The organism is Paraburkholderia sp. BR14312 (assembly GCF_040948675.1).
GTDB classification, from domain to species: domain Bacteria; phylum Pseudomonadota; class Gammaproteobacteria; order Burkholderiales; family Burkholderiaceae; genus Paraburkholderia; species Paraburkholderia nodosa_A.
On sequence record NZ_JBFPKI010000002.1, the window covers coordinates 329,307 to 342,473 of the forward strand.

The following is a 13,167-nucleotide window of genomic DNA, read 5'->3' on the forward strand; positions in this document are numbered from 1 at the left end:
GCATTTTTTCACGATTATTTTTGGCGGGGTGAAGCGACCCGTCGCCGCGCGAAAAGCCGCTCCAGCAAGCCCAGCGGCGCCCCGGCGCTTTATTTTGCGTGGCTGTGCGGCGGGCGGTCACAGTCGAGCGGGTAGAATTGCGACATCCCTAAGCGTATCCGGAGTACTGCAATGGCTTTGCAACGTCGCACCACCCTCACCAAGTACCTGATCGAGCAGCAGCGCCAGCACAGCAATCTGCCCGCCGACCTGCGTCTTCTGATCGAAGTCGTCGCGCGCGCGTGCAAGGCGATCAGCTTCAACGTCAGCAAGGGCGCGCTCGGTGACGCCCTCGGCACGGCCGGCAGCGAGAACGTCCAGGGCGAAGTGCAGAAGAACCTCGACATCCTCTCGAACGAAATCCTGCTCGACGCCAACGAATGGGGCGGCAACCTCGCCGCGATGGCCTCGGAGGAAATGGAAACGTTCTTCCCGATTCCGGCCAACTATCCGAAGGGCGAATACCTGCTCGTGTTCGATCCGCTCGACGGCTCGTCGAACATCGACGTGAACGTGTCGATCGGCACGATCTTCTCGGTGCTGCGCTGCCCGGACGGCCAGCAGGCAACCGAGGAATCGTTCCTGCAGCCCGGCACGAAGCAGGTCGCCGCAGGCTACGCCGTGTACGGCCCGCAAACGGTGCTCGTGCTCACGACCGGCCACGGCGTGAACTGCTTCACGCTCGACCGTGAACTGGGCTCGTGGGTGCTCACGCAGAGCAACATGCGCATTCCGGAAGAGACGCGCGAATACGCGATCAATGCGTCGAACGCACGCCACTGGTATGAGCCGGTGCAGAAGTACATCGGCGAGCTGAACGCCGGCAAGGACGGCGCGCGCGGCGAGAACTTCAACATGCGCTGGATTGCCTCGATGGTCGCGGACGTGCACCGCATTCTGAACCGCGGCGGCATCTTCATGTACCCGGCCGACAAGCGCGATCCGTCCAAGCCCGGCAAGCTGCGCCTGATGTACGAAGCGAACCCGATGTCGTTCATCGTCGAACAGGCGGGCGGCATGGCGACCAACGGCGAAGAGCGCATTCTCGACATCCAGCCGAAGAGCCTGCATGAGCGCGTTGCCGTGTTCCTCGGCTCGAAGAGCGAGGTCGAGCGCGTCACGCGCTACCACCACGAAGCGAAAAAATGAAAAAAGAGGAGGGAAGGGCTTGCATAGTTCGCGGAGACTTCCTATAATCTTTCTTCTCTGATGCGCGCCGGAATAGCTCAGACGGTAGAGCAGCGCATTCGTAATGCGAAGGTCGGGGGTTCGATTCCTCTTTCCGGCACCAGGATTCAAGCAAAAAGCCCAGTCTTCGACTGGGCTTTTTGCTTTGTGGCGTCGGCGTGCACGCAGCGGCCTCGCCCGCCTCTGCCATCCCATCCTCCCATCGCCCCCCAAGTCGCGCTACCTGAGCTTAAGCGCCCTCACGCTTCTCGCGCAGAAAGTCGATGAACGCACGCAGCTTGGGCGGCAACTGCGCACGTCCGACCGTATACAAATAGAACCCCGGAAACGATGCGCCCCACGGCTCGAGCACCGGCACGAGCCGGCCTTCCTCCAGCGGCGCGCGCACGTAATCCTCGATCACGTGCAGAAGACCCACGCCCTGCTCCGAGGCGCGCACCATGGTACGCAGATCGTTCGTCACGAAGCGGCCCTCGGTGACCACTTCGAACACGCGCCCTGGGTCGCCCGGCTGCGCGAACTCCCATCGGTAGACCCCACCCGTCGCGAAGCGATAGTGCAGGCAATCATGCGCGGCCAGGTCGTCGGGGGTGACCGGCCGGCCGTGGCGTTCGAAGTATGCGGGCGAGCCCACCACGACGATGCGAACCGGCCCGCCGATCGGCACCGCCACCATGCCCGGCGCAACCGATTCGCCCAGGCGAATGCCTGCATCGAAGCCGTCGCCGACCAGATCGGCAAAACCATCGTCGAGCGCGAGTTCGAGCTTGATCTGCGGATAACGCGTCATGAATTCCGCGAGGTGCGGCATGACGAGCAGCTCGCTCGCCACGCGCGGCAGGTTGATGCGCAGCGTGCCGGCCGGCGCGTCGCGCGAGGCGTCGAGCGCCTCGAACGCCGCCTCGATCTGTGAGAGCGCGGGCTGGACGCGCGCGAGAAACTGCGCGCCGGCCTCGGTCAGCGCGACCCGGCGCGTCGTGCGATTGAAGAGCCTCACGCCGAGTTGCGCTTCGAGCGCACGCACGGTTTGCGATAGCGCCGACGTCGAGAAGCCCGCGGCGGACGCCGCACGCGTGAAGCTGCCGTGGCGCGCGACAGCAGCCACCGCCAGCAGTGCAGGCAGGCGTCCCGCCAGTCCCGAGGTGACGGGCGGCGCTAACGCCGGAGTGGAAACCGGGCTCATCTCGTCTCCATTGTGAAGCCTGACTTCACAGTGCTTTCAGGTGAACCCGATTTTTCCACAAAAAGGAATAGCGCAAGATGAGTTCGCGTTCGCCAATCACTCTTTGAGGAAACCGCCATGAAACTCGACAGCTATACCCTGCTCGGCCGCTCGGGCCTACGCGTCAGCCCCATCGCCCTCGGCACGATGACGTTCGGCACCGAATGGGGCTGGGGCGCCGACGAAGCCGCCGCACAGCGACTCTTCGACCTCTATGTCGACGCAGGCGGCAATTTCATCGATACCGCCGATCTCTATACAGAAGGCACGAGCGAAACCTGGGTCGGGCGCTTCGCGGCGGCACGCGGTCTGCGTGAGCGACTCGTCATCGCCACCAAGTATTCATACAACGCGCAAGCGGGCAATCCGAACGCCGGCGGCAACCATCGCAAGAACCTGCTGCGTGCGCTCGACGGCTCGCTCAAACGCCTCGGCACCGACTACATCGATCTCTATTACCTGCATACGTGGGACCGTATGACGCCCGTCGACGAAGTGATGCGCGCCATGGACGACGCCGTGCGCGCCGGCAAGATCCGCTACGTGGGCCTCTCCGACGTGCCCGCCTGGTACGCGGGCCGCGCGCAGACGCTGGCCGACTGGCGCGGCTTCGAGCCGGTAGCCGCCATGCAGCTCGAATACTCCCTGATCGAGCGCAACGCGGAACACGAATTCGCCGATCTCGCGACGCAACTCGGCATGGGGCTCGTGCCCTGGAGTCCGCTCGGCATGGGCGTGCTGTCGGGAAAATATCGGCCGTCGCAGGCAAGCGAAGGCGTGAGCGGTGCGGGCCGCTTGCAGACGATGGGCGCCAAGCCGCCGCCCGGCTTCGACAAGCTCTCGGCGCGCAACTTCGCGATCGTCGCCGAGCTCGAGCGGGTCGCGCACGAGGCCAACCGGCCCATGGCGCAGGTCGCGTTGAACTGGCTGTATCAGAAGCGCGGCGTGGCGAGCATCATCGTGGGCGCGACCAGGTCGGAGCAACTCGAAGAGTCGCTTGGCGCGCTCGACTTCACGCTCGCGCCCGAACTGGTCGCGCGTCTCGATGCGGCCTCCGAGCCCGCACACCCGTTCCCGTACTACATGTTCGCGGACGTCCACCAGTCACGTATTCACGGTCAGGTGGACGTGCGCGCGACGCCCGCGAACCATGCTCACGTGCAGCGCGTGCCGGCGCCGCCGGAGGCCCAAACGTAACGAATTATCGGAGTGCATCAAGAGGGCGCGCCCCAATGCGCGGCCATTTACGCACGTTCGGTCATTAATCGCGGCCAAATGACGCGCAACAAAGTATTAATCGCCCAATTGGATAGAAACGGTCGCTTACATAGTTTTAATTCTTATTAACGTTTCGACGTCAACGGCTAAGCATAATCGACCGTTGTACATAAACGGTATGTGCCAGCCAAGGCCGAAGGACCGGCCCGCCCTTGCGGCGCGCAATACGAACGCGGCAAGGCGGCAGAACCCGCGCCGTGCTCAGAGCCGGGGGAAGTGCGCTCGAGGCGTTGTGCAAGTGCAGCAGATGCTGCGCGGGAGTGTTGGGAGAAACGTGGGACGTGCGCGATTCACGCAGCATGCGACAGTACGAAGGACATCTCAACAATTATATTCCCGCGCCGTTAATCATTTGTATCGCTGTGCGAAGAAGCAACACGCGTGCGAGAAAAGCACTGTTACCGTAAGCGGGACTAGCGCAGCAGAAGTAGCGAGCCGGATAATCGGCTTACATAGGAGAAAGATCATGGACGCCAAACCGCCAAGGGTTCCGACCCCGGACCAAGTCTTCAGCCCGGATCCGGAACCGGTGGCCGTTGAGTTTCTCGGCGATGAATTGCCCGCTCACGTGCGCGCATTTCTCGACGAGCAACGCAAGGCACACGAACAGAAGTGACGGGGAAATGCACACGTACGCGCTCGCGAGCACGCGGTAGACGTTCGTGTGACTAAAGACACGCGTAGCTCGGGGACGCGCGTGTCGTGCTGCGCGCAGTTTTGCGCAATAGCAGCTTGCACCCGGCGCGCTGGATCGCGGGCGCGCCTCGATGCGACCATCTCGAAGATTCGACCTCAGCGCCGTTAGACGCAAGCGCGCCATAACCGGCTATGCTTCGGTTTTTATTGCCGGCGTCTCTCTTCCACTCGATGACATTGCTGACCCGTGCGAACGCGCGCTGCGCTGCAGCGCTGCTCTTCGCCCTGCCGATCGCATCCGTCCACGCCGACGGTGACGACACCGCCCTGACCAACCTCGTCGCGCTCGTTTCCCAGCGGCTGGCGCTCGCCGAACCGGTCGCGCACTGGAAATGGCAGCATCACAAGCCGATCACCGATACGCCCCGCGAAGACGCCCTGCTCGCCGACGTGCAGAAGCGCGCCACGGCAGCCGGCGTCGATCCCGCGTTTGCGCGTGCATTCTTCCGCGATCAGATCGATGCCAGCACGCAAATGCAGAAGTCGCTATTCGACACGTGGCGTGCCTCCCAGGCGCCCAGCGACCCGGCACCCGATCTCGCTACGGCGACACGGCCGCAACTCGACAGACTCACCGGACAATTGATCGGCGCGCTCGCACGCGTGCAGCCGCTGCGCAGCGCACCGGATTGCCCGGCGCGCGTCGCAAGGACGGTGGCGAACTGGAAGGAGCTCACACGATACGACTCCGCGCGCACGAATGCGATGAATCAGGCGCTGGAACACGTGTGCGAAGCGGGCGGCGTGGGCGGAACCGCCTAAGCGCTGCTATGCCGCGCTCGTGAGGCCGTCGGCCTCGGAGGGGTGCAGCACCTGCACGCGAAGGCCGCGTTCGAAGTGCGTCTGCAGGATGCGCCAGGTCGAGAGCTCGAATACCCGCTCGGCGCTGTGGTCCACCAGCGCCTCAGCCTCGGTAGTGGTGGGAAAGGCGCCCATATAGCACCAGCGATCGATCAGGTGATAAACGTCGGCGCCATTCGTCGAGTCCTGCTCGAGCACGACCACTGCGCCGCCGAATGGCCAGGGCGCCGCCCCAAGGTCGGCAGGGTCGCGCTTCGACACACGCGGCATGCGATTGAACGAGGGCTTGAGCGTGGCGATCCATTGCGCCTCGACAAGGAGCGCGCCAAGCTCGCCGCCTGTCGCTCGCCACTCCACGCGACGGACCTGCTGCGCCATCCGTTGTTCGCGCGACGAGCGCCGCTCACCCGAAAGATGCGCACGCACACGCTGGCGCACCCGCACGCTGCGCCCCACATAGAGCGGGACGTCGTTCTCGCCATAGAACGCATACACGCCGTGGCCTGCCGGCGCCGTGTCGATGAGTTCGTCGGTAATGTCGCCGGCGAGTACGTGGCGGCGCGTCGTACGCTCGATCTGCGACGCCAGCGCTTCCCCGGGCACTAGCGCGGGTAGCCGCTGCCAGAATTGCCAGAGGAGATCGGCGTCGGCGAGCGCGCGATGTCGATCGGACGGCACGAGCGCGTGGCGTTCGACCAGCGCGTCGAGCCCGTGGCGCTTCTCACCCGGAAAAAGCGCCCGCGACAGGCGCACGGTGCACAGCACATCGGGGTTGAAGGAATAACCGGCACGCTCGAACTCTGCGCGCAGAAAGCCGCGATCGAAGGCCGCGTTGTGCGCCACAAAGAGCTTGCCGGCGAGTCGCTCGTGGAGTTCCGCCGCAATCTCGTCGAAGCGCGGCGCGCCGCGCACCATCTGGTCCGTAATACCGGTGAGTTGCTGGATAAAGGGCGGGATAGGCTGGCCGGGATCGACGAGGGTGCTCCATCGTGTCACCTGTCCTTGGGCCACCTCCACAACGCCAACTTCGGTGATGCGGTGCTCGCCTGGCGAACCGCCGGTCGTCTCGAGGTCCACGAAGACGATGGGAAGATCGCCGGCGGGCTGTGCGGCGCTCGAGGAGGATTCAAACATGGAAAACGACAGGGGAAATGGAAAACGGCCCAAGTATGCACCGTTTGGACGCCACGCGCCGACGGTTCCGGCAGTGCAACTACGACTTGTGCCTTTTAGTGAAAACCCGAATCAGAAGAATCCCGGATTCCAGGGTTTTCCCGATTAATTCCGCGACTAAAAGCATGACAAGTCAATTTGACTAAATATCAATATGTCAAAATAAAAAACCCCGGGGTTTGCCCGGGGCCTGGTGTCGCATGAGCGTACGCGTAGCGAGCGCTCGCACGCTGTACTTACAGCGGCTGAATGTTCGCGGCCTGCTTGCCCTTCGGACCGACCTTGACGTCGAACGACACACGCTGGTTCTCCTTCAACGACTTGAAGCCGTCGGCGCGGATTTCCGAGAAGTGCGCGAACAGATCGTCGCCGCCCGCGTCAGACGTGATGAAGCCAAAGCCCTTCGCATCATTGAACCATTTGACGATACCGGTTTCCATGTTTCAGTTTCCCTCGAGATTTTAATGACGCGGGTAATAACCCTCACGCCGTATCCAGCCAATTCCCGCCGTCCCGCTTCGCGAATTCCAGGTTTGAAATGCAGCAGAACGAAAATCAGCCTTGCCGTTATACGGGGAACGACAATCGCCAGTCAAGCGAATTTTTTATAACAGCATTCCCGATTCAGCGATAAAAGCGGTACGCATCAAAAAGCGGCAAGAAAACCGTATGCCATCCGAATGAATATATAAAAGTACGTCGTTTTTACCCGATTATCTCGCTCACGTCATTTCTACCGGGAAGTTTTCCCGAAGTGTAACAATTCGTGTCAAACGTAAGTGTTTCTCCCGGTTGTTCGAGTAATACATTCAATTCATGATTCATATTGTTAGCGGCATCGGAGGTCATCATGCTGACAGCTCTGCAGCGATGGATTCACTGGCTCGTACAAACGGACGGGATTGCGCCAACGGCTGAAGAAGCCGAAACCTACGGCGCATGGCACGGGGACCACTGGCACAACCTGCTGTGTTCCCCTATGGACGCCAGGCACTACGTAATGGAAGACTGGAGCCTGCAGCCGGAACCGCCGCATGCGGGCACCCGATAAGGTACGCGTAGCGCGCGTGGCTGAAGACAGGCAAAAAAAAAGCGCGGCTGAAAAGGCCGCGCCGACAAAGGTTTGGAGATCTTTTTCGTCAACGAAAAAGTCTGCTTCGGAAAGCAGCGATTGCAGTATAGCCGGAGCCAGGTCTCACGATTAAGTATACGGCGCGCAATCATCTGTTACGCTGCGCGCAATAATCAGTTGAAATCGTTTTAGGCCGTTTTCCGCAACCGATTGTTGTAGCGATCGCACAACGCTCGATCGGTTGACAGTTTCATCCCTCTCCCGAGAAATCCGCTCAAAGCCTTTACCAGCAGGGCTTAAGACGAGCGAGATAATCATTTCAGATATCGCAATACTTTATTGCGGAATTCGGAATACCCCCTCTTCGAGCACCCTCTCTACACTCTGCCTGTCTGGAAACCGTCTCGGACTGATTGTCTCGGACTGATTAATTCGTACCACGCGAACTTTGCCTCTCGCTGCGCTTCGCATGGTCGGTTTCCCAAACAGGGTTCAACGAAACCCACCTCTGTTCTCGGAGTTACAAAGATGAAAAAGACTCTCATGGTCGCCGCCCTGACGGGCGTTTTTGCAACGGCTGCACACGCGCAAAGCAGCGTTACGCTGTACGGCCTGATCGACGCAGGCATCACCTACGCAAACAACTCCGGCGGCCACAGCCTCTGGAAGGCATCGAGCGGCACCGTCAACGGCAGCCGTTGGGGCCTGCGTGGCGCTGAAGACCTCGGTGGCGGTCTGAAGGCCATCTTCACGTTGGAAAACGGCTTCAACATCCAGAACGGTACGCTTGGCCAGTCGAGCCGCATGTTCGGCCGCCAGGCGTTCGTCGGTCTGGCAAGCGACCAGTTCGGCGCGGTCACCCTCGGTCGCCAGTACGACTCCGTGGTCGACTACCTTGCACCGCTGTCGAACACCGGCACGCAATACGGTGGCACGATCGCTGCCCACCCGTATGACAACGACAATCTGAACAACTCGGTCCGTTTCAACAACACGATCAAGTACTCGAGCGTCAACTACGCTGGCTTCAAGTTCGGCGGCACGTACTCGTTCTCGAACAGCACCGAATTCGCGAACAACCGTGCGTACAGCTTCGGCGCGACGTATAACTACGCCGGCCTGAACGTTGCAGCTGCTTACCTGCACGCAAACAACAACATCAACAACCAGCAGTTCAACTCGTCTTCGTTCTCGGGCGCGCAAGCGGGCGACTACACGTTCGGCGCAGGCCGCCAAAGCACGTTCGGCGGCGGCGTGAACTACACGTTCGGCCCGGCAACGGCTGGCTTCGTCTACACGCAAACCCAACTGGGCAACGCGATCAACATTTCGCCGGCGCAGTCGGGTACGAGCAAGGGCATCTCGCTGGGCGGTAACAGCGCACGCTTCCAGAACTTTGAAGGCAACATCCGTTACGCTCTGACCCCGGCCCTGAGCCTGGCTGGCGCGTACACGTACACCCGTGCGAACTTCGGCGGCGGCGTGAACCCGAACTACAACACGGTCGCACTGCAGTCGGACTACGCACTGTCGAAGCGCACCGACGTCTACCTGCAAGGCGACTGGCAGCACGTGTCGTCGAACCAGGACGGTATCGGCGCGTACCTGAACGGTCTGGGTTCGGCTTCGACCCGTCAGGACCAGGTTGCTGTGACGGTCGGTATGCGTCACCGCTTCTAAGCAGCACGCTGCTGGCCGTCTCGGCCAGCACTGCAGCTGAAAAAGGCACCCGCGGGTGCCTTTTCTTATTTCTGCGGCAACCGATACGCTCAGGCGCGCGGCGGCGGATAACGCACGTCCAGCACGTCGATCGGCTCCGGCCCAGCCGGCGTGTGCAGCGTGACCTGATCGCCGATCTTCGCCTTCAGAAGCGCCCGCGCGATGGGTGAAACCCAGCTCACGTGGCCGAGGTCGAGATCGACCTCGTCGATGCCGACAATCGTGATCGAATGCGCCTCGCCGTCCGCGGTGCCGTACTCGACGGTCGCGCCGAAGAATACCTGGTCCACACTCTCCTGCCGGCTGCTGTCCACGACTTCGGCCAGATCCAGTCGCTTCGTGAGGAAGCGGATGCGGCGGTCGATTTCGCGCAGCCGGCGCTTGCCGTAGATGTAGTCGCCGTTTTCGGAACGGTCGCCGTTCGAGGCCGCCCATGAGACGAGTTTGACCACTTCGGGCCGCTCCTCGTCGATCAGGTGCAGCAGTTCGCTGCGCATGCGCTCATAGCCGGCGGGCGTGATGTAGTTCTTCGTGCCGGTGGGAACTTCCGGGAGACCGGCTTCGAGATCGTCGTCGTCGGTCGATTCTTTGACAAATGCCTTGTTCATGATGGGATCACTGCGGTACGTGTACTGATTCAGTCATGACTACCAGCGTACACGAACCTCGCCGCAACACAAATCACGACAGGGCCTTCCCTTTTTTTAAAGCCCTGCTATAATCTCTTTTCTGCGTGCGGCTGTAGCTCAGTTGGATAGAGTACTTGGCTACGAACCAAGGGGTCGTGGGTTCGAATCCTGCCAGCCGCGCCACTTATTCGAAACGTTTCTCGTCTGTTCGATCCGGGAAGGGTTTCAAGCAGTATACTGTAGTAAGTAGTATCGTTTTAGCGTGCGGCTGTAGCTCAGTTGGATAGAGTACTTGGCTACGAACCAAGGGGTCGTGGGTTCGAATCCTGCCAGCCGCGCCACCAAATAAAGGGCCTTTCCGAATGGAAAGGCCCTTTGTCTTTTCAGCTGCTGAATTGGCTGCGCAGGGTTCGCGCGAGAAGCGGAGCCTAACGCGGTGGCGCGCCGATATCGCCGATCTGGGCGTCGGGACGCGGCAGGTCCTCCACGTCGCCAATCGCACTGGGCTCCGCCACCGGCTCCATGCCCATCCCTAGCAATGCCTGGGGCTGACGCAGCATCTCCCCTACCGTCTCACCGAAGCGGCTCGCGACAAACGCCCGCAGCAGCGCCTCGCGCGTGGTTTCTCCGTAGGCTGGCACTGCACGCGAGTCACCCTCGAACTCGGCCACACAGGAAGCCGGCTCGCCTTCGCGCAGTTCCACGCGCCTCGCGCGGTCGAGCACCACGCCGGCCGCCTCCCAGGAATCGGTGGGCATGAAGCGGCCATCCCACGGGCGCCCGCGGTCGTTGCCGCGCACGGCGACGGTCTCGCCGCTGTCGGTGAAATAAATTTCACGCACGAAGTCCGGCAGGCTGCGTGCCACCCAGTAATCGAGTGCGAGGCCGGTCAGTTCAGCTACGTTCATTGCGAGTCCCTCGTTTCGGTTCGAAGGAAGATGGCGCACGCGCCCCGATCAATAATCCGCGCGCTCGCGCTCGATGCGCATGCCGCCGTCGTGGCGATGGTGCCCGTCGTCGCTCGAGCGCTCGCGCGCGATGCGCATTACGTCCGGATTCGTGCGCACGCGGCGCATGACGTTCGCGAGGTGCACGCGATCGCTCACCTGGATCACGAAGCGCAACATGTTCGATTCCTGCGCCAGATCGTCGTCCATCGCGATGTGCACGATATTGGCGTCTGCCGACGTAATGTCGGCCGCCACGCGCGCGAACACGCCCTTGGTATTCTTGACCAGCACCTTGACGGCGACGTCGAACAGACGCCCCGGTTGCGGCGCCCACGCCACGTCGATCCAGCGGCCCGGGTCGCGCCGGTGGATGCGCTGTGCCACGCGGCAGTCGGTCGTATGGATCGCCATGCCGAGGCCGATGCCTATGTAGCCCATGATGTCGTCGCCGGGAATCGGGCGGCAGCAAGCCGAAAGCTGCACCGACATGCCCTCGGTGCCCGTAATGACGACAGGCGGCGCCGGCGGCGCATTCGGGTCGCGCGGCGGATGGTGATGCTCGGCGTCGTCGGCGTCCTGGCCGCTCATCAGCACTTCGATGCGCTTGGCCATAACCGCCGCCACGCGCCGGCCAAGACCGATGTCGGCGAAAATTTCCTGGCGGTTCTTGTTGCCGGTCCACAGGACCAGCTTCTCCCACACTTCCGGCGTGACTTCCGAAAGCTGGTAGCCATAGCCCTTGAGCGCCTGATCGACGAGCCGCTCGCCCAGCTGCACCGACTCCGTGAGACGCATCGTCTTCAGGTAGTGCCGGATCGCCGAACGCGCCTTGCCGGTCCGCACGAAGCCGAGCCACGCCGGATTCGGCTTGGAGTACGGCGCCGTGATCACCTCGACGATGTCGCCGCTCTTCAGTTCCGTACGCAGCGGCAGCAACTCGTTGTTGATCTTCACGGCCACGCACTGGTTGCCGAGGTCGCTGTGGATCGAATAAGCGAAGTCGAGCGCTGTGGCGCCGCGCGGCAGCGCCATGATCCTGGACTTCGGCGTGAAGACATAGACGGCGTCCGGGAACAGGTCGATCTTGACGTGTTCGAGGAATTCGCTCGAGTCGCCCACCTCGCTCTGGATGTCGAGCAGCGACTTGAGCCACTGGTGCGCGCGCTTTTGCACGTCGTTGAGATCGGCGCCGCCGTTCTTGTAGAGCCAGTGCGCCGCCACGCCGGCTTCGGCGATCTCGTGCATCTTGCGCGTACGCACCTGGAACTCGATCGGCGCGCCGAACGGGCCCACGAGCGTGGTGTGCAGGGACTGATAGCCGTTCACCTTGGGAATGGCGATGTAGTCCTTGAACTTGCCCGGAACCGGTTTGTAGAGCGCATGGAGCGCGCCGATGCAGGTGTAGCACTCGAGCGCCGATTCGACCACGACGCGAAAACCGTACACGTCCAGCACCTGCGAGAACGACAACTGCTTGTCGCGCATCTTCTTGTAAATGCTGAAGATGGTCTTCTCGCGGCCGGTGACTTCGGCGTCGAGCTTAGCGTCGGCAATTGCGCGCTGCACCGCTTCCAGAATCTTGCTGACCACTTCGCGGCGATTGCCGCGCGCGGCCTTCACCGCCTTTTCGAGCGTGGCGTAGCGATTCGGATTGAAGTTCGCGAAGCTCAGGTCCTGCAGTTCGCGATAGGTGTTGTTCAGGCCTAGACGGTGCGCGATGGGCGCGTAGATGTCGATGGTCTCGCGCGCCACGCGGCGGCGCTTTTCGGGCGGCACCGCACCGAGGGTGCGCATGTTGTGCAGCCGGTCGGCGAGCTTCACCAGAATCACGCGCACGTCGCGCGCCATCGCGAGGAGCATCTTGCGGAAGTTCTCCGCCTGCGCTTCCTCGCGGTTGCGAAACTCCATCTTGTCGAGTTTCGACAGGCCATCGACCAGTTCCGCGACCTTCGCGCCGAAGCGCTCGGCGAGTTCCGCCTTGGTCACGCCCTGGTCTTCCATCACGTCGTGCAGGAGCGCGGCCATGATGGACTGCGCGTCGAGCTTCCAGCCGGCGCAGATTTCCGCGACGGCGACGGGATGGGTGATATAGGGTTCGCCGCTCTGGCGATATTGCCCGAGGTGGGCCTCATCGCTGAAGTGGAACGCCGCCTTGACCTCCTTGATTTCCTCGGGAGTGAGGTAACCGGAGAGCGCGGCGGTCAGATTGGCGATGGAGACGACCCCGTGCTTGCGGGGCTGCTCCGGCGTCGCGGTCGGACCGAACAGATGTCGAAACGACTGTTCGAGGACCGCGTCGATGTAATTGCGCGCAGGGCTCGCAGTCTCGGCTTCCTGGTCCACCTCGGTGGCCGGCGAGGGCGTGATGCTCATGTTCCCCTCCGTATCAGGTTTGGCGTT

Annotated in this window: 12 protein-coding genes and 3 tRNA genes; 9 read left to right on the plus strand and 6 right to left on the minus strand. The window is 62.2% G+C overall.

Annotation, left to right across the window (positions count from 1 at the left end):
- Positions 1-171 precede the first annotated feature (171 nt).
- The gene (locus AB3X98_RS07290) at positions 172-1,188 is read left to right on the plus strand and encodes a class 1 fructose-bisphosphatase (RefSeq protein ID WP_368603982.1); all 1,017 of its coding nucleotides are present in this window, start codon (positions 172-174) and stop codon (positions 1,186-1,188) included.
- A gap of 66 nt (positions 1,189-1,254) precedes the next feature.
- Positions 1,255-1,330, plus strand: a tRNA-Thr gene (locus AB3X98_RS07295).
- A 126-nt stretch (positions 1,331-1,456) separates the two neighbouring features.
- Here AB3X98_RS07295 and AB3X98_RS07300 read toward each other — a convergent pair.
- On the minus strand, positions 1,457-2,410 hold the full coding sequence (locus AB3X98_RS07300; RefSeq protein ID WP_368603983.1) for a LysR family transcriptional regulator: 954 nt from the start codon (positions 2,408-2,410) through the stop codon (positions 1,457-1,459).
- Positions 2,411-2,527: 117 nt separating this feature from the next.
- Between AB3X98_RS07300 and AB3X98_RS07305 the strand changes: the two genes are divergently transcribed.
- From AB3X98_RS07305 to AB3X98_RS07315, 3 genes are all read left to right on the plus strand, one after another.
- Positions 2,528-3,646: an aldo/keto reductase gene (locus tag AB3X98_RS07305; protein WP_368603984.1), complete on the plus strand. Its 1,119-nt coding sequence runs from the start codon at positions 2,528-2,530 to the stop codon at positions 3,644-3,646.
- A gap of 547 nt (positions 3,647-4,193) precedes the next feature.
- Positions 4,194-4,343 carry a hypothetical protein gene (locus AB3X98_RS07310; protein ID WP_176732842.1) on the plus strand — a complete coding sequence of 50 codons (150 nt, stop codon included), beginning with the start codon at positions 4,194-4,196 and terminating at the stop codon, positions 4,341-4,343.
- A gap of 251 nt (positions 4,344-4,594) precedes the next feature.
- Complete coding sequence (locus AB3X98_RS07315) at positions 4,595-5,185, plus strand: chorismate mutase (RefSeq protein WP_368603985.1); 591 nt, start codon at positions 4,595-4,597, stop codon at positions 5,183-5,185.
- A 6-nt stretch (positions 5,186-5,191) separates the two neighbouring features.
- On the opposite strand, the gene AB3X98_RS07320 is transcribed toward AB3X98_RS07315, so the two are convergent.
- Positions 5,192-6,358: an exonuclease domain-containing protein gene (locus AB3X98_RS07320; protein WP_368603986.1), complete on the minus strand. Its 1,167-nt coding sequence runs from the start codon at positions 6,356-6,358 to the stop codon at positions 5,192-5,194.
- Positions 6,359-6,633: 275 nt separating this feature from the next.
- Positions 6,634-6,837, minus strand: coding sequence for a cold-shock protein (locus AB3X98_RS07325; RefSeq protein WP_028205165.1), 204 nt, complete (start codon positions 6,835-6,837; stop codon positions 6,634-6,636).
- A 410-nt stretch (positions 6,838-7,247) separates the two neighbouring features.
- Here AB3X98_RS07325 and AB3X98_RS07330 point away from each other — a divergent pair, with 410 nt between their 5' ends.
- Both AB3X98_RS07330 and AB3X98_RS07335 read left to right on the plus strand, forming a co-directional pair.
- Positions 7,248-7,448 carry a hypothetical protein gene (locus AB3X98_RS07330; protein ID WP_083245145.1) on the plus strand — a complete coding sequence of 67 codons (201 nt, stop codon included), beginning with the start codon at positions 7,248-7,250 and terminating at the stop codon, positions 7,446-7,448.
- A 549-nt stretch (positions 7,449-7,997) separates the two neighbouring features.
- Positions 7,998-9,149 (plus strand): porin, encoded by a 1,152-nt coding sequence (locus AB3X98_RS07335; protein WP_069262673.1) that lies wholly within the window; start codon positions 7,998-8,000, stop codon positions 9,147-9,149.
- Positions 9,150-9,238: 89 nt separating this feature from the next.
- On the opposite strand, the gene greB is transcribed toward AB3X98_RS07335, so the two are convergent.
- Positions 9,239-9,796: a transcription elongation factor GreB gene (gene greB, locus AB3X98_RS07340; protein ID WP_368603987.1), complete on the minus strand. Its 558-nt coding sequence runs from the start codon at positions 9,794-9,796 to the stop codon at positions 9,239-9,241.
- 127 nt (positions 9,797-9,923) lie between these two features.
- On the opposite strand from greB, the gene AB3X98_RS07345 reads away from it, so the two are divergent.
- Positions 9,924-10,000: transfer RNA gene (locus AB3X98_RS07345), tRNA-Arg, on the plus strand.
- 81 nt (positions 10,001-10,081) lie between these two features.
- A tRNA-Arg gene (locus AB3X98_RS07350) sits at positions 10,082-10,158 on the plus strand.
- A gap of 87 nt (positions 10,159-10,245) precedes the next feature.
- Here AB3X98_RS07350 and AB3X98_RS07355 read toward each other — a convergent pair.
- Positions 10,246-10,725 (minus strand): phage protein NinX family protein, encoded by a 480-nt coding sequence (locus AB3X98_RS07355; RefSeq protein ID WP_368603988.1) that lies wholly within the window; start codon positions 10,723-10,725, stop codon positions 10,246-10,248.
- A 48-nt stretch (positions 10,726-10,773) separates the two neighbouring features.
- Positions 10,774-13,140 carry a bifunctional (p)ppGpp synthetase/guanosine-3',5'-bis(diphosphate) 3'-pyrophosphohydrolase gene (locus AB3X98_RS07360; protein ID WP_069262676.1) on the minus strand — a complete coding sequence of 789 codons (2,367 nt, stop codon included), beginning with the start codon at positions 13,138-13,140 and terminating at the stop codon, positions 10,774-10,776.
- Positions 13,141-13,167 lie beyond the last annotated feature (27 nt).

Bases quoted from the DNA above. Each gene is read 5' to 3' on its own strand.
- AB3X98_RS07290 (WP_368603982.1), top strand. From the start codon at position 172: ATGGCTTTGCAACGTCGCACCACCCTCACCAAGTACCTGATCGAGCAG.
- AB3X98_RS07300 (WP_368603983.1), bottom strand. From the start codon at position 2,410: ATGAGCCCGGTTTCCACTCCGGCGTTAGCGCCGCCCGTCACCTCGGGA.
- AB3X98_RS07305 (WP_368603984.1), top strand. From the start codon at position 2,528: ATGAAACTCGACAGCTATACCCTGCTCGGCCGCTCGGGCCTACGCGTC.
- AB3X98_RS07310 (WP_176732842.1), top strand. From the start codon at position 4,194: ATGGACGCCAAACCGCCAAGGGTTCCGACCCCGGACCAAGTCTTCAGC.
- AB3X98_RS07315 (WP_368603985.1), top strand. From the start codon at position 4,595: ATGACATTGCTGACCCGTGCGAACGCGCGCTGCGCTGCAGCGCTGCTC.
- AB3X98_RS07320 (WP_368603986.1), bottom strand. From the start codon at position 6,358: ATGTTTGAATCCTCCTCGAGCGCCGCACAGCCCGCCGGCGATCTTCCC.
- AB3X98_RS07325 (WP_028205165.1), bottom strand. From the start codon at position 6,837: ATGGAAACCGGTATCGTCAAATGGTTCAATGATGCGAAGGGCTTTGGC.
- AB3X98_RS07330 (WP_083245145.1), top strand. From the start codon at position 7,248: ATGCTGACAGCTCTGCAGCGATGGATTCACTGGCTCGTACAAACGGAC.
- AB3X98_RS07335 (WP_069262673.1), top strand. From the start codon at position 7,998: ATGAAAAAGACTCTCATGGTCGCCGCCCTGACGGGCGTTTTTGCAACG.
- greB (WP_368603987.1), bottom strand. From the start codon at position 9,796: ATGAACAAGGCATTTGTCAAAGAATCGACCGACGACGACGATCTCGAA.
- AB3X98_RS07355 (WP_368603988.1), bottom strand. From the start codon at position 10,725: ATGAACGTAGCTGAACTGACCGGCCTCGCACTCGATTACTGGGTGGCA.
- AB3X98_RS07360 (WP_069262676.1), bottom strand. From the start codon at position 13,140: ATGAGCATCACGCCCTCGCCGGCCACCGAGGTGGACCAGGAAGCCGAG.